Source organism: Halolamina pelagica (assembly GCF_900115675.1).
Classification (GTDB): domain Archaea; phylum Halobacteriota; class Halobacteria; order Halobacteriales; family Haloferacaceae; genus Halolamina; species Halolamina pelagica.
Genome location: NZ_FOXI01000025.1, coordinates 1 through 15,454, shown reverse-complemented (window position 1 = coordinate 15,454; position 15,454 = coordinate 1). Strand labels below are relative to the sequence as shown.

Sequence of the window (15,454 nt, the reverse complement as noted above, 5' to 3'; positions counted from 1 at the left end):
TTCAAACTGTTTCAGCCACGTCGATCCAGCAACTGCTGAAACGTGGTTACAAGCCCACGCCGTCTGGTGGAACCATGCCTAAGTTAACACGACCGTGCTGACGGCTGCGTGTCGGCTGTTCGCCACGAGTTGGTGCGCTCGCCGGCTGTTCGCCACGAATCGGTTCGCTCGCCGGCCGCCGTCGGCGAGCTGACGACGCTCAAGGCGACCTTGGAACTCACGCGACCGCCCGCTCCCAGAACTCGAGGAAGTTCCCGCCGAGGAGCTTCCGGCGCTCTGTCTCGTCGTAGCCGCGCTCCGCGAGCCCCTCGGGGATGGCCGGCCAGTCCTCGTAGGCCTGCATGGGGCCGAAGCCGCGCCCGATGGTGACGCCGTGCTCCTCCCGGAAACCGAGGGACTTGAACGTCCGCATGAAGCCCTCGTGGAGCTCCTCGGGGATCTCCGGCGTCCACGAGCCCCAGTCGGTGCCGATGCCCACCCGGTCGATGCCGACGTGCTCGACCATGTAGTCGATGTGGTCGAACACCTGGTCGAACGACGCGTCCGCCTCGCCCGGTTCGAGGAAGAACGGTACCGCGAGCACGCCGACGTAGCCGTCGGCCGCCCGCAGCGCCGCGAGCTCCTCGTCGGACTTCCCCCGGTCGTGGTCCGAGAGCTCGTTGCTGAACGTGTGGGTGTAGGCCACCGGGTCGTCGGAGACCGCGACGCCGTCGAGGGTCGTCTGGCGCCCGCAGTGCGAGAGGTCGACGACCATCCCGAGCTCGTTCATGCGCTCGACAGCCGCGACGCCGTGGTTCGAGAGACCGGCGTCGACCCGGTCGGTGCAGCCGTGGCCGACGAGGTTCTGGGTGTTGTAGGTGAGCTGGCCGACGCGAACGCCGGCGTTGTAGAGCTCCTCGACGGCCTCCACGTCGCCCTCGATGGCGGCGCCCAGGTTCTGCATGTTCGGGACGACGCCCACGTCGCCGTCGGCGACGATCTCTCGGGCCTCGGCAGGCGAGGTCGCCCGCCGGAGCCACGGAACAGCGTCGAACCGGCCGTTCCAGCGTGCGAGGTCCGCGCGGACCCCGTCGGCGTACGTGCCGGTCCGATCGAACCCCATCATCGTCGCGCTCACGAGGTTGACGCCGGCCTCCGCGAAGGCGGCGCGGAGCTCGTCGCGGAACGCGGGGTCCTCGCGGAGCTGTCGGACCTGTTCCTGCTCCATCGCGTCGTAGGCCGCGCTGGCGTCTTCGCCGGCCTCGAGCTCCTCGTGCATCCGGCGCTCGATGCGGTCGGTGACGAGCAACGGCGTCCCTCGCGGGAAGAAGTCGAACATGGGTTCGGGCATGGTTTCGGGGTTGGGTTGGGGGCGTATGTATGGACCACCACACATGGTCGGGTGCCGGTGCCGTCGACTGGGTACGGGAGCGCTGTCGGCTACGGTCCGTAACCGACCCATCCCTTTTTTTTGTCCCAACTCACCAACCAATCCCCATGGCCACCGATCTCCGGCACCGAACCCAGACCCCCTGTCGCTCCGCCCGGCCGGCGTCGCGTTCCTCCTCGGCACCGGCCTCCACGTGCTCGACCAGGCCGTCGCGTTCCGGGCGGGTCCGGTGCCGATCCTGGTGACCGCGCCGGTCGTGGCGGTCTTCACCTACCTTCACTTTCGCGAGGCCAGCTTCCAGCGGCTCGCGGCGCTGCTCGCCTGGGGCGTCGTCGCCTCCGGCGTCGCCGTCGTCGGCCTCTATCTCCTGACGATGAACTACACCCTGCCCCGGCAGCTGACGGGCGCGGAGATGGTCGCCTACGACCTCGGGATGTTCCTCTGGTTCGTGCTCGCGCTCGCGGGGACGTACGCCGCGGCCGCCCGCCGTCACGGGCGCGCAGCCGTCCTCGCCCTGCTGCTGAGCCCGGTGGTCCAGACCGCGTTCGCCGCGGTGATGGTGGTGCTCGTCGAATCCGGTATCTACGCCTGAGCGGAGAGCGGTAGCGTCGCTGGGAAGCCGCCAGCGTGGGGGGGGCGAACCGGCGGTCAGTCCTGCTTGTGAAGCCGCCAGCGCTGGTAGTAGAGGTCGACCCCGTCCTCGGTCCGTTCGAAGCGGATCGGGACCTCGGCGCCGCTCGCCTCGACCGTGGTGAACACCCAGTCGTCGTCCCCGAGGTCGGCGGGGACCAGCGGGAGTTCCAACGCGCCCGCCCGGTCGGTCTCGGCGCGCAGTGCGAGCCCGCCGCCCATCCGCTCGACGGTGAACTCCATGATGCCGCGGTAGGAGGCGTACTCGCCGGTGAGCTCCGGGAGCGCTCGCTTGAGTGCGAGATGGGGAACAGCCGCTTCGGGTTCCTCCCCCAGCAACAGGGCAAGCACGGCCGGACCCGCGTACATCGGGTGGGTCTCGGGCGTCGTCGTGCACTGGACGGCGACGCCGAGTTCGGCGTCCCGGAGGTAGCCGACGAAGGCGTTGTAGACACCGATACCGCCGCCGTGGCAGACCAGTGTGTCGTCGAGGAACTCCCGGACCATCCAGCCGTAGGCGTACTCCTGCGGTGTCCCGTCGACGAGCTGTTCGCGCTGGGAGACCGGTGTGCGGGCCTCCTCGATACGCTTGGCTGGTAGCACCCGCTCGCCGGCCAGTTCACCACCGTTGAGGTGCATCCGGCCGTAGCGGGCGAGCTCACGGACCGAACTGAGCATCCCGCCGGGTGCGTGGATCGACTCGTCGAACGGGAAGCTCCCGGGTGTTGCGGAGCCATCCTCCTTGTAGTACGGCGTCATCCTGTCCTCGTCGGCCTCGAACGCGTCCTCGGAGAACGTTGAGCGCTCCATCCCGAGCGGGTCGAGGATCCGTTCCTCGACGTATTCGGCGTACGACTGCCCGCTCAACTCCTCGATGATCTCGCCGAGCACGGTGAACCCCGAGTTGTAGTAGAAGAACGGCTCGTCGTGGTGGGTCACCCGCTCGTCGAGCGCGTCAGCGACGTGGCGCCGGAAGTCCTCGGCGCCGGAGAGCGGCACCTCGACCGGCTCGAGCCCCATCATCCGGCTGATGAGCGCCGTCGCCATCCCGTCGCTGGGGAGCCCCGAACTATGACTCAAGAGGTCCCGGATCGTCACCGGCTCCCCCGGCGCGTCCTGGTACGCGTCGACGTAGTCGTTCACCGGGTCGTCGACGGCAAGCTTCCCCTCCTCGGCGAGCTGGAGGATCGCGACGCCGGTGAAGGACTTGGTGCAGGAGCCGATGCCCAGCAGCGTGTCGGGCGTGGCCGGTTCGTTCTCCCGGAGTTTCCGGGCACCGAACGCGCTGGCCGTCGTTCCATGGGGGTCGAACACCGACATGGTCGCTCCCGGAATCCGGTCCTCGCTCACCCAGTCGCCCACGAACGTCTCGGCAGCTTCGAGCGCGTCGTCACCGATCGTTGGCACGGTTTCGTCCATGGCGGCAACTGTTGGCGTCGGCGCATAAGCCGACAGCCCCTCATGGGCGGGCAGTGACGTCGGATCGTTTCGTGACCGAATGGCTACGTGCGACACCGCCACCGGCGCTCTGTCTGCCGGTTCGTCGCAGCCCGCACCGACCCGTTCATGGGAGGCGGTTGCTACTTGGCGACTCCGTAGTTCCACCACGTATGAAGGAACTGGAACCTTCCACGCGTTCGGAGTTGGAGTCCTTTGTGACCGAGTGGCTGAGCGACCACCGCATCCCCGGTGCGGCCGTCTCGGTCGTCGACCCCGACGGAACCGTCTACGCCGAGGGGTTCGGCGCACGAGATCTCGAACGGAACGAGCCGGCGAGCGAGGACACGCTGTTCGGTATCGGGTCGAGCACGAAATCGTTCACCGCGATCGCCATCATGCAACTGGTCGCGGAGGGCGAACTGTCCGTCGACGACCCCGTCTCCGACTACCTCCCCCACCTGGACGACGCGCCGGGTGAGCCGATCACGATCCGGGAGCTGCTCACCCACACCTCGGGGATGCCGAGCGACGGGATGGCCGGGCCGCTGATCACGCGGCCGCTGGGACTCGGCCACGTCGAGGTGCCGCTCTCGAGCGAGGACGACTTCCGGCGCCACGTGCAGGGGTCGAACGACCGCCGCGTCACCGACCGGGAGACGTTCTTCTACTACAACGCCGGCTACACCATGCTCGGGGAGATCGTCGAGGAGGTGACCGGCGACTCATACGCGGAGTACGTGACCGAGCAGGTGCTCGACCCGCTCGGGATGGACCGCTCGACGTTCGACCGCGAGGAGTTCGAGAGCGAGGAGGACCGGATGACCCCCTACGTCAAGCAGGAGGAGAGCTCGACGGAGTCCGGATTCCCGTTCGACCAGCACATCCACGCACCGGGCGGGCTAGTGAGCTCCGCCGCCGAGATGGGCGAGTACATCCGGATGTACCTGAACGGCGGCGAACTCGACGGCGCGTCGGTGCTCTCGCCGGCAGCCATCGACGAGATGACGACGCCCGAGGCGACGTTCGGTGAGTACATCGACGGCCGCGACGTGGAGTACGGCTACGGGCTGATGGTCGAGGAGTTCCTCGACGACAGGCTCGTCGGCCACGGCGGCTCTATCGCGGTGTCGAACTCCTGGTTCGGCTATCTGGAGGAGGCGGAACTCGGCGTCACCATCTCCTGTACCACCTCCCCGGAGGCCCACCCGATGACGGTCGGTCCCGCGATCCTCGCCATCATCCAGGGTGCCGACCCCGTCGAGTCGGTGCCGTTCTTCCGGCTGACCGAGGCGCTCGACGAGGTTACCGGCGAGTACGAGTCCTACCGCGACATCGCCTCCGCGACCGTGGAGCGCGACGGCGGCACACTGAAGTTCACCCAGGAGGCGGGCACCGGCAGCCAAGAGCTCTACCTCGCGCCCGAAACGCTCGAGGACGACCTGCTGGTCTGCTCGACGATGACCGCGGCGGGCATGAGCCACCCGGTTCGGTTCGAACTCGACGGCGACGACGTCACCTGCTTCTTCGAGCGCTCCCGCTTCGTCAAGGAGTAGAGCGACCGGACTGCGGCTTCCCGTTTTCTTCTGTTCGGTTCCGTGAAGTCCGAACTCCGGCGGAAGGTCCAGTAACTTCGGGACACGGGTGAAAGCGCCACGTCGGAGTGTATCGTGAATTTCGCCAACAACTAAGAGGGTCGGTCGAAATGTACCGGTATGCGTCCCGATCGGTCCTCCCTCCAGCGAGCCTTCCGGAAGTCGGTATCGGCCCTCGTCCGCTCGATCGCCTGGCTAACAGCCGCCACGCGCTCAGCGGGTGGTGCGGTCTGGCGATCGGTTCGTCGCCTCACGCGTCTCATTCAGGCCCACTGGCAGCGCGGCAGACACAGAACGAGCGAGTTCCTGTCGGGGCCGGCGAAGCAGTTCGTATCCGGTCCACTCCGCGTGGTACTCGTCGGTCGGCGAACCGACGTCTCGCTCCTCGCCGTCCTGTTGGCGCCCGTACTGGCGCTGGCGGCGACCTGGTGGGTCGGTTCGACGGTCGGATACGAGACCCTCGCCACGTGGGTTCGCGGAACGTGGTTCGGGACCGCCCCCTCGCTGGCGGTGTTCGTCGCTGCTGGCGCGCTGATCGTGCTGGGCGCCATCAGTGCCGCAGCGAACTCGGGGGTTCTCCCGACGTCACTGCTCGTGAGCGCCCCGATATTCGGTGCTGCCGTCACCCGATACGGGACGACCGTCACCTACACCTGGGGAACCGAGGTCGTCTCGCTCCCGAACGCGGTCGGAATGGCGATCCTGCTCGCCCTCGGCTTCGGTCTCCCCATCGCGGTCACCGGGTTCATTCTGGGGGGACTCGTCCGCCGGATCGTGACGGTCTTTCGCGGTCAGTCGGGCCCTGCCGCTCCTGTGAAGAACCCGTGAACACCCCGGGAATCCCTCCGGTGGTACCAGTAGCTGGAAACCGAGTTCCTCACACGGACCGCGACTCGTAACCGACGGCCCGATCACTCAGTCGGTCCGCTTACCGGTCGGAGATCACCGAGCGGAGCATCTCGACGTACCCTTCGGTTTCAGTCGGCTTCTGAACGTACATGTCTGCCTGTGGTACGGCCGATTCCATATCGGATAGCTCAGGGTTCGCCCCCGTCATCACCACCACCAGTACAGGGGAGTTGCCAGATTTCGCAGTGTCCACCAGTTCATCGCCTCCCTCGTTAGAGACGTTCCAATCGAGGAGAATCACGTCAGGTCCGGGAGCCTCTTCGGATCCACTTCGGTGAGAAACCACGTCGAGAGCCTCGCCTTCCGATGGCACAGAACGGACAGTTTCCTCCAACAGAGAGTTCTCGAGAGATTCCTCGATGAATCTCCGATCACCGGGGTTGTCGTCGACCACGAGTACGTCAACTACCCCGTCCATTGATACGTGAGTATTACCACAACAGAATAAACCCTCGCTTGCGTCATAAAGCCAACAAATTCGTGTGGACACTACCTGACTGGCATCGAGCACCGGTTACCGGGGAGCCCCGAACAGGTGTCGAAAGAGTTCACCCTGGTCTGCCGTGAACCCTGCCAGCCTGCCTCGCAACGCACCGAACACGGGGGTTAGCCACCTCTGGTGTTCACCGTCGACGGCGTCAGTCGTCGACGGCGTCGTAGAGGTGGCAGGCCGTTCGGCGCGTGCCGGCGGTCGTGTCGCGTTCGCGCTCGACCAGCTCCGGGTTGACGGTTTCACATTCCTCCATCGCCTCCGGACACCGGGTCCGGAACCGGCAGCCCGAGGGCGGGTCGATCGGGGAAGGCGTCTCTCCCTTGATCCCGCCGCCGGCTTCGAGCTCCCCTGGCTCCGGGAGCGTGATGGAGTCGAACAGCGCCCGTGTGTAAGGGTGATACGGGTCCTCGAAGAGCTCGGGCGTCGGCGCGTTCTCGACGATCTCGCCGAGATACATCACGGACACCTCGTCGCAGACGTGTCGAACGACGTTCAGGTCGTGGGTGATGAACAGCAGCGTCAGATCGTACTCGACTTTCAGCTCCTCGATGAGGTCCAGGATCTTCGCTTGCACGCTCACGTCGAGTGCGCTGACAGGCTCGTCGAGCACGATGAACTCCGGATCGACGGAGAGCGCCCGCGCGATGGCGATACGTTGCTGCTGGCCGCCCGAGAACTCGTGGGGGTAGCGCTCGACGTGTTCGGGGCGGAGCCCCACATCCGAGAGATACTGCCTGGCGAGCGCGTCCGCCTCGTCACCCTGGGCGACGTCGTGGAACTCGATGGCTTTCCGCAGGATCTTCCCGACGGAGTGTTTCGGGTTGAGACTGTTCTGTGGGTTCTGGAACACCATCTGCATCTCGCTCCGGTAGGGCCGGAGTTCGGAGCCGCTCAGCGCCGTAATGTCGGTGCCCCCGAAGCTGACCGTCCCTTCCGTGGGTTCGTGGATCCGCATCAGGAGGTTGCCGAGCGTGCTCTTGCCACAGCCGGACTCCCCTACCAGCCCCATCGTCTGCCCCCGTTCGATCTCGAGGTCGACGCCGTCGACGGCGTGGACCCGTTCGTCGGAGAAGTACCGGGCGACGAATCCCGACCCCGTCGAGAAGTACTTCCGCAGACCCTGGGCCTCGACGAGACTCATTCGGCGTCCCCCTCCGCGAGGTAGCAGGCGACCTCACGGTCCCCGGTGTCGAACCGCGGCGGATGATGATCGTGACACCGATCGTGGACCTCCGGACAGCGGTCGGCGAACCGACAGCCGTCGGGACGGTTGAGCGGGTCCGGCACGTCGCCTTCCATGACGTACATCTCCTCGTCGGGACGGTCGTATCGCGGGATCGAATCGAGCAACGCCTGCGTGTACGGACTCGCCGGGTCCGAGAGCACGGCCTCGGTCGACCCGACCTCCATCACCTTGCCGGCGTACATCACGACGACCCGGTCACAGAGCTTCGCGACGACCGAGAGGTCGTGCGTGATCCAGAGCACCGCCGTGTCCAGCTCCTCGACCAGGTCCTTGAACAGTCCGAGGATCTGGCGTTCGATGCTCACGTCGAGACCCGTCGTCGGCTCGTCGGCCAGGACGAGCTTCGGGTCACAGAGCAACGCCATCCCCACCATCGCCCGCTGGATCATCCCGCCGGAGAACTCGTGGGGGTAGTCGCTGTAGCGTGCCTCCGGGTTGGGGATACCGACGGCGTCGAGCATCTCGACGACCGCCGCTTTGCAGTCAGCATCGTGGTCCAGGCCGAGCGCGCGCACGAGCGGGTGGACCGACCCCTCCCGGTGGCTCCGGAGCACGTCGTGGAGCTGTCGACCCACCGTCTGGGTCGGGTTGAACGCGTCCATCGGGTCCTGGAAGATCATCGAGATCTCCCCGCCCCGGAGCTCCGCGAGCTCGTCCTCCGAGAGCGAAAGGACGTCCTGGCCGTCGTAACGCACAGTGCCGTCGGCGATCCGCCCGGGGTGCTGGACCAGGTCCATGATGGAGCTCGCGGTGACGCTCTTGCCGCTCCCGCTCTCGCCGACGAGGCCGACGATCTCGCCGGCCTCGATGGTGAGGTCGATGCCCTCGACGGCACGGACGGTGCCGCTCTCCGTGTCGAAATACGTGTGCAGGTCGTCGATCTGTAGAACACTCATAGTTAGAGCCTCCGTTCTTCGCCGCCGCTCTGTGGGTCGAGCGCATCCCTGATGCTGTCACCGAGCAGATTGAACCCGAGCACGGTCACCATGATGGCGAGGCCGGGGAACAGCGAGTACCACCAGGCCGTGGTGATGTACTGCTGGGCCCCCGAGAGCATGATGCCCCACGTCGGCGTCGGGGGGTTGACACCCAGTCCGAGGAAGGAGAGTCCCGCCTCGGCGATGATCGCGACGGCCAGGGTGAACGTTCCCTGGACGATGATGGGCGTGAAGCAGTTCGGCAGGATCTCGTCCACCAACACGTCTCTCGTCGGGTAGCCCATCACTTCGGCGGCGGTCACGTACTCGTCTGACTTCACCGAGAGTGCCTTGCTCCGGGTGACTCTGGCGAACGACGGGACGTAGGCGACCCCCAGCGCGATGATGATGCTGGTGAATCCACGTCCCAGCGACGCGAGCAGCGCGATCGCCAGCAGGATGGCGGGGAACGCCAGCAGCACGTCCATCGCCCGCATCCCGACGTTGTCGACCAGGCCACCGTAGTAGGCGGTGACGATTCCGAGGCTCACGCCGATGATCGCCGCGAACAGGACGGAACCGACGCCGACGATGATGCTCGTCCGGGTGCCGTAGATCACCCGGGCGAGGATATCCCGCCCCTGTTCGTCGGTGCCGAACGGGTGGGCGAGGCTGGGTTCGGCGAGGCGGTTGTTCGGGTTGAGCTCGTACGGGTCGTGGAGCAGCGTCTCGATGACGAGTTCGCTCAACAGGAAGTCGTCGACGATCGAGAACGCGGCCATCGCGATCGAGAACACGACGATGACGGCCCCGAGCTTCGCGATCAGGTCGGTCCGGATCCGTCGATAGACTCGCCACTTGACGTTCGTGTAGCTGCGTGCGTCTTCACTCATCGTTCGCTACCTCCGAGTCTGATACGCGGGTCAAGCTGTGCATAGAGCACGTCGACCAGGAGGTTCGCGGCGACGAACGTCACCGCGACGAGCATCGTGACCCCCTGGATCACCGGGAAGTCCTTGTTGAAGATCGCCTGGATCGCCAGCCGCCCGATGCCGGGGATGCCGAACACCTGCTCGACGATGACCGCGCCACCGAGCAACGCGCCGAGCTGGAGGCCGATGACCGTGATCGTCGGCAGGACCGCGTTCTTCAACACGTAGACGTATGTGGTCTCCCGGTTGTCGATGCCATATGCCCGGGCTGTGCGGACGTACCCCTCCTGCATCTCGTCGAGCATCCCGCCGCGCAGCAGCCGTGTCAACAGCGCTGCCTGTGCGGTTCCGAGCGCGATCGCCGGGAGAAGCGTCGAGGTCACCGCCGCGATTGGGTCCTCTGTCACGAGCGTCATTCCGAAGATGGGGAACGCCTCCAACGGCACCGCGAACACGAGGATGAGCAACAGGCCCAGCCAGAAGTTCGGGGTGCTGATGCCGAGCAACGCCCCGACCCGGCTCGCGTGATCGGCCGCCTCGCCCTCCCGTACAGCGCCGATGACGCCGACCGGGAAGGAGACGACGACGGCGATGAGCAGTCCCGCGATCGAGAGCTGTGCGGTGTAGGGAATCCGCTGAAGGAGCATCGCCGTCACCTCCTCACGGGTCTGGAGCGACTGCCCGAAGTCGCCCTGCGCGGCGTGGAAGACGAAGTCGACGTACTGGACGAATATCGGCTGGTGGAGCCCGAGCTCCCGTCGCAGCTCCATCACCGCCTCCTGGGACGCGCGCTGTCCGAGAATGAACCGGGCCGGGTCTCCCGGGGTGAGCTGCATGATCATGAACGTCACGACCGACGCCCCGAGCAGCACTGGGATCGCCCACAGGAGTCGTCCGAGCAGGTACCGGAGGAGCCTACTCATCCTTGAGCCGCATGTCGAGCCAGATGTTACCCCCGGCACCGGGGAGGTAGTGATAGCCTTCGAACTCGGAGCGAACGGCAGTCTCCTCGGCCCCCGTCATGATGGGAACCGTTGCACAGAGTTCCATCACCCGGAGCTGCATCTGCTCGTAGATCTCGGCGCGCTCCTCATCGTCCAGTGTGCGAGCAGCCTCGTTCAGATACTGGTCGACCTCGTCGTCCTTGAGGAACTGGAGGTTCGAAGCGCCGGCGAGCGCCGAAGAGAGCATGAACTGCATCACGTCGGCGGTGAACCAGGCGAGGCTGGCGAACATCAGATGGGTATCACCCTTCGCCATCTCGGTGTAGGCAGTGTTGGGCTGCGTGGTCGAGAGGTCGACGCTGATCCCGACCTCACCGAGCATGGCGGCGATCTCCTCGGAGCTCTGGAGCGTCGCCGGCGGCGCGTTCGGCGTCACCATCGACAGCTCGAGCGTTTCGCCGTCCTTCTGCCGGTAGTCACCGCTCCCCGTCTCCCAGCCGGCCTCGCTCAGGAGCTCCCGCGCCCGGTCCTGGTCGTAGGTGTAGCCGAACTCCTCCCGCACCGTTTCGCCCGCCCACGACGGGTAGCCCGCGGGCATGGGTGAGGGGTTCACCTTCCCCGCACCGTTGTAGATGTCGTTGACAATGCGCTCCTTGTCTATGGCATGGGCGATCGCCTTCCGGACGGTCACGTCGTCGGTCGGTGCGAGCCCATTATGCATCGGCACGTAGGTGATCGAACCGCCGATGGCCGAGTGAAGCGTCGCCTTGTCGGAGTCCTCGATCTGTGTGCGCTTTCGCGGCGGGACGCCCGTGAGCGCGTCCACGTCGCCGGTCAGCAGTCCCTGGACCCGCGGCGTCGCCGACGGGATAACCTGCCAGGTGATCTTGCGGGGCATCGGCGGGTCCTCGGACTCGATCACGTCGTAGGTCGGTGTCTGCCAGTCGTCGTTGCGGGCCAGGGTGATCTTCTCGCCTTTTACCCACTCCTCCAGTTCGTACGGGCCCGTTCCGATGGGGTTTTGGGCGAACTCCTCGGCGGATTTCCCGCCGAGGTCCTCAGGGAGGATGCCGAAGTAGGAGTTCGATGCCGCGTGGGACTCGAAGAAGGCGTAGGGCTCCTCGAACGTGAACATCACCCGCCGGTCGTCGACTTTCTCCACGCCCTGAAGCGAGCCGACCGCCCACGAGCGGATGAGCGAATTCTCGAGGAACCGTTCGAACGTGAACACCACGTCGTCGACAGTGAACTCGTCGCCGTTGTGGAACGTGATACCGCTATCGACGTTGAACTCGATGGTCCACTCCGTGCCGTCGTCGCTCACCTCGAACCCCTTGCCCAGCATCTCGTGGAAGTTGCGCTCGCCGTCCATCAACACCATCCCGTCGTACAACAGCTCCATCACCTGGCTCGCGCCGGCGTCGGTCGTCTGGTGCGGGTCGAGCAGGTCGGCATCCGACGGTCGGGCGATGACGAGCTCCTCGGGCGCGTTACTGCCGGAGCCGCCGCCCCCGTCGCCCGCACACCCGGCGAGCGATGGGCCGAGCGTGAGCGCACCGCCGACCTTCACCATGTTCATGAACTCCCGACGGTCGAGGGCGGTCCCCTCCAGATCGGACGGTTCTCTCGCGACCTTGAAACGGTCTCTTGGATCCATGAACAGTGATAGTCCAGTCCTCTAGGTTAATGGGACCCCCTAACATGGAGGGGTGGGTGTCGCTGGCCAGGTACGCGGACGGCTCCACACCGGGCGACGGCGCCACGTACCCGGGTTCGTGCGGTCAGTCCTCGCCGTCGAACGCCAGCGTCACCCGGAGATCCATCGCGAGCTCCATCCTGTTCTGGCTGCGGTACGGGTCGCTCGCACGGCAGGCCGGGTCTTGATAGGTGTGTGGACCCTTCTGTTACCTGTATCGTGACGCGACCGTCTCACGAGGACCGGATCGACCCGATCCGCAGCGCGGCGGACCTCGCCGAACTGGCGGAGCTCTACGGGGTCGACTCCCGGCACGAGGCGTATTTCCGCGCGAAGCGGGACTGGAAGGTCGCCGTCGCCGAGCGACAGCGAGCGGCATCGCCGCCGACGGGGCTGCCTGGAACCACCGTGCGTGTCGACGGGACGGCGTTCCACGTCCACGGCGTCACGCACGCCGGAACGCCGGAGGAGGGGTCGTTCCTCCGGGAGCACGTGACCGGGTTCCTCGACCGCGGCGCGACCGTCTACTGCGAGCAGGGGATCCGGTCGCTGTACTTCGACGAGTTCGACGAGGTCTGCGAGATGGACGACTACAGCTGGGCGATGCAGCAGTGTTCGTCACTGGACGTCGACCCCACCTCGAGGGGCTCCCGGAGACGGGGTTCGACGCGGTCGTGGAGGACGTCACGTCGGTCGCCGCCCGGTTCCGCGACGCGACGTTCTCGCTCATCGAATCCGGGAGTTCGGTGTATGGCGACCAGTTCGAGCGGACGCTCGGCGACGTCGCCGCCGCGTTCGTCACCGACCACGCGGATCTGGCCGTCGGCGAGAGTTACGAGTCGTTCACCCTGAGTCGTGGGGCGAACCGGAACCCGGAGCGCCTCGGTGCGCTCCAGCGGTACTACGAACGGACGTTCCTCCCGCAACCGCTCGAACGCGAGTGGCTCCGCGCACACGACCCAGAACTCGAGGTCGTCACCCACGGACGGAACGAGCGGATGGCCGATTACGCCGTCTACGACGAGGGCACTGCCGAGGCGGTGCACCTCATCGTCGGAGCGGCCAACCAGCCTGGCGTCAGCTACTACCTCGAGCGCCACCGTGACGACCGTTCGCTCCCGGAGTCGTTCGAACTGTACTGACCCGGTTCCGGGTGCTCCGTCGGGTCCTGGCGCTCCGGCTCCGAACGTCGCGGAGCCGATGGCCGACGGCCGGGAGACGTTCACTTTTGAGGGTCGAGTTACTCGGTCACCGTAATGGATCGGAGAGACCTGCGGTTCTCGGGCTGGGGGCTGGTGCTGGTCGCAGCCCTCGCGCTGGGTGCGGCCGGCATCTATCAGTTCGCCTGGTCGTCGATCCGACTCCCGATCGGCGAGCGCGTGGGGGCGCCCGAACCGGCGCTCGGAACGGTGTTCACGCTGTTCGTCGTCTTCCAGACGCTCGGGCAGTTCCCGGCTGGGTGGGTGCGGGACCGGTACGGTCCGCGGCTCCCGTCGCTCGTGGGCGCGCTCTGTCTCACTGGCGGGTTCTCCGGTATCGCCGTCGCGGGGTCGCTGCCGGCGGTCTACCTCGCCTACGCTGTCGGTGGCATCGGTGTGGCCATCGTCTACACGGTGTCCATCAACACCACCGTGAAGTGGTTCGACGACCGCCGCGGGCTGGCGACGGGCGTGGTCGGGATGTGCTTCAGCGGGTTCAGCTTCCTCGCCATTCCCGCGATCCGTCGCGGTGTCGCCGACACCTTCGAGGGGACGTTGTTCGCGCTCGCGGCGGGTGTCGGCGGTGCCGCGCTCGTGGCTGCGCTGGTGCTCCGGGATCCGCCATCCGCGACGAGCGCTGGCGGTGGGTCCGCCGACGCTGCTGGCGCCGCTGACGACGAAGCTGACGACGACGAGACCGCCGCGGACATCGAGACTGCCAAAACCGACAACGCCGGCCAGGACATCCACCCCACGGACGAGCGCGCCTGGACGTGGCGGCAGGCGGTCAGGACCTGGCAGTTCTGGCTGCTCTACGCCGTGTTCATCGTCTCCAACGGCGTCGGACTGATGATCATCGGGAAGATCGTCTCGTTCGCGACGGCGCTGTCGCTCCCGGCGGCGGCGGCCACCGCCAGCGCGTCGGCGGTGGCGCTCTCCGAGGCCGGCGGTGTGGTCATCGGCGGCAGTCTCTCGGACCGGCTGGGTCGACGGCGCACCGTCGCCGCATCGCTCGTGCTCAGTGGCGTGTCGCTGGCCGGCGCTGTCGCCGTCGGCGTCGAGGGGCTCGCGGCCGGGTTCGTCGCGCTCGTCGGTGCCGCCGCGTTCTTCCGGACCCCGATGTTCGCGGTGTTCCCGAGCCTCGTCGCCGAGTACTACGGCCGGACCTACTCCTCGGAGAATTACGCGGCGCTCTACACGGCCAAGCTGTTCGGCGGGGTCTTCGCCGGCACCGTCGCCAGCGCGCTGGTGATCTCGATCGGGTGGGCAGCGTCGTTCGCGCTCGGGGCTGTGTTGATTGCTCTCGCAGGTGTGGCGGTGGTGTTCTTGCGGCCGGTGGAGGCTGGTGGTGGGGTCGTCAGGGGGTCCTGATTATCTCGAGAAGCGACTCGCAAGGTGCCGGCGCAGCCGCCGGCACCGCTGCGAGCAGTTCCCCGAGTTCTTGGGTCGCCAACCACCGGTTCGGCCCATCGAACGTGGGAATGACGTCGCGGTAGGCGTCTCGAAGCGCTGCGGGCGTCGCCGTCTCCCTGGCAACCGCCTCGCCGATCGCCTGTGCCCCCGTCGCCGTCTTGCGTTCAACAAGGCAAGTTGGATCCGGTTCCGGCCTCGACCAGCATCCCCCTCATCGCGGCCGCGTCGACGTGCGCGACGCCGAGGAGGCACCGGAGCTCCGCCCGCGCGGGCTCCCCGACCAGTCCCGGGAGTGGCGGGCGTTCGAGCCGGCGCGGGAGTCCTAGCGGGCGATCGACTCGCGCTCCGCCTTACCTGAATCGGTGGTGCAAAGGACCCTGAGAACGAGCCCCACGGTATGCACGACGCAGAGCGAATCACACTGGCCCGACTCCCCTCGGGCGTCGAACTCGAGACCACCGTCCACACCTACGGCGACGGCGACGGGCCGACGCTGTACGTCCAGGCCGCCCAGCACGGCCGCGAGATCAACGGGAGTGAGGTGCTCCGGCGGCTCCACGCCGAACTGCTCGCCCGACAGGACGACTTCTCGGGCACGCTGGTCGCCGTCCCCGTGGCCGACCCGATCACGTTCGACCGCGTCTCCTACACCGCGCCGGAGCCGCTGGACTCGG

14 protein-coding genes and 1 pseudogene are annotated in these 15,454 nt (G+C 66.8%); 7 read left to right on the top strand and 8 right to left on the bottom strand.

Features of this window, described 5'->3' with window-relative positions:
- Positions 1-82 (top strand): annotated as a pseudogene (locus BMZ83_RS16605) (IS6 family transposase); the annotation flags it as partial.
- A 135-nt stretch (positions 83-217) separates the two neighbouring features.
- Here the strand turns inward: BMZ83_RS16605 and BMZ83_RS15600 are convergent.
- Positions 218-1,330 carry a dipeptidase gene (locus BMZ83_RS15600; RefSeq protein WP_166623284.1) on the bottom strand — a complete coding sequence of 371 codons (1,113 nt, stop codon included), beginning with the start codon at positions 1,328-1,330 and terminating at the stop codon, positions 218-220.
- Between the two features lie 232 nt (positions 1,331-1,562).
- On the opposite strand from BMZ83_RS15600, the gene BMZ83_RS15595 reads away from it, so the two are divergent.
- Positions 1,563-1,961: a hypothetical protein gene (locus tag BMZ83_RS15595; protein WP_206674358.1), complete on the top strand. Its 399-nt coding sequence runs from the start codon at positions 1,563-1,565 to the stop codon at positions 1,959-1,961.
- A 56-nt stretch (positions 1,962-2,017) separates the two neighbouring features.
- On the opposite strand, the gene BMZ83_RS15590 is transcribed toward BMZ83_RS15595, so the two are convergent.
- The gene (locus tag BMZ83_RS15590) at positions 2,018-3,418 is read right to left on the bottom strand and encodes a serine hydrolase (RefSeq protein WP_074880836.1); all 1,401 of its coding nucleotides are present in this window, start codon (positions 3,416-3,418) and stop codon (positions 2,018-2,020) included.
- A 236-nt stretch (positions 3,419-3,654) separates the two neighbouring features.
- Here BMZ83_RS15590 and BMZ83_RS15585 point away from each other — a divergent pair, with 236 nt between their 5' ends.
- Both BMZ83_RS15585 and BMZ83_RS15580 read left to right on the top strand, forming a co-directional pair.
- Positions 3,655-4,992 carry a serine hydrolase gene (locus tag BMZ83_RS15585; protein WP_166623285.1) on the top strand — a complete coding sequence of 446 codons (1,338 nt, stop codon included), beginning with the start codon at positions 3,655-3,657 and terminating at the stop codon, positions 4,990-4,992.
- A gap of 387 nt (positions 4,993-5,379) precedes the next feature.
- Positions 5,380-5,859 (top strand): hypothetical protein, encoded by a 480-nt coding sequence (locus BMZ83_RS15580; protein ID WP_206674359.1) that lies wholly within the window; start codon positions 5,380-5,382, stop codon positions 5,857-5,859.
- A gap of 100 nt (positions 5,860-5,959) precedes the next feature.
- Here BMZ83_RS15580 and BMZ83_RS15575 read toward each other — a convergent pair whose 3' ends face one another.
- The 6 genes from BMZ83_RS15575 to BMZ83_RS15550 all read right to left on the bottom strand — a co-directional run bounded on the left by BMZ83_RS15575 (position 5,960) and on the right by BMZ83_RS15550 (position 12,129).
- Positions 5,960-6,358 (bottom strand): response regulator, encoded by a 399-nt coding sequence (locus BMZ83_RS15575; RefSeq protein WP_074880826.1) that lies wholly within the window; start codon positions 6,356-6,358, stop codon positions 5,960-5,962.
- 220 nt (positions 6,359-6,578) lie between these two features.
- Positions 6,579-7,574, bottom strand: a complete 996-nt coding sequence (locus tag BMZ83_RS15570; RefSeq protein ID WP_074880823.1) for an ABC transporter ATP-binding protein — start codon at positions 7,572-7,574, stop codon at positions 6,579-6,581.
- The gene (locus tag BMZ83_RS15565; RefSeq protein ID WP_074880819.1) at positions 7,571-8,575 is read right to left on the bottom strand and encodes an ABC transporter ATP-binding protein; all 1,005 of its coding nucleotides are present in this window, start codon (positions 8,573-8,575) and stop codon (positions 7,571-7,573) included. Before BMZ83_RS15565 ends, BMZ83_RS15570 begins: the two co-directional genes overlap by 4 nt.
- A gap of 2 nt (positions 8,576-8,577) precedes the next feature.
- A complete protein-coding gene (locus tag BMZ83_RS15560; protein ID WP_074880816.1) occupies positions 8,578-9,489 on the bottom strand; it encodes an ABC transporter permease in 912 nt (303 codons plus the stop codon).
- Complete coding sequence (locus BMZ83_RS15555) at positions 9,486-10,451, bottom strand: ABC transporter permease (protein WP_074880812.1); 966 nt, start codon at positions 10,449-10,451, stop codon at positions 9,486-9,488. Before BMZ83_RS15555 ends, BMZ83_RS15560 begins: the two co-directional genes overlap by 4 nt.
- The gene (locus tag BMZ83_RS15550) at positions 10,444-12,129 is read right to left on the bottom strand and encodes an ABC transporter substrate-binding protein (RefSeq protein ID WP_074880808.1); all 1,686 of its coding nucleotides are present in this window, start codon (positions 12,127-12,129) and stop codon (positions 10,444-10,446) included. The genes BMZ83_RS15555 and BMZ83_RS15550 overlap by 8 nt, the downstream gene beginning before the upstream one ends.
- Positions 12,130-12,779: 650 nt before the next feature.
- On the opposite strand from BMZ83_RS15550, the gene BMZ83_RS15540 reads away from it, so the two are divergent.
- From BMZ83_RS15540 to BMZ83_RS15530, 3 genes are all read left to right on the top strand, one after another.
- Entirely contained in the window at positions 12,780-13,310 is a 531-nt protein-coding gene (locus tag BMZ83_RS15540; protein ID WP_074880802.1) for a hypothetical protein, read from the top strand.
- A gap of 114 nt (positions 13,311-13,424) precedes the next feature.
- Entirely contained in the window at positions 13,425-14,738 is a 1,314-nt protein-coding gene (locus tag BMZ83_RS15535) for an MFS transporter (RefSeq protein WP_074880799.1), read from the top strand.
- A 439-nt stretch (positions 14,739-15,177) separates the two neighbouring features.
- On the top strand, positions 15,178-15,454 hold a 277-nt coding region (locus BMZ83_RS15530), incomplete at its 3' end, for a succinylglutamate desuccinylase/aspartoacylase family protein (protein WP_177191581.1).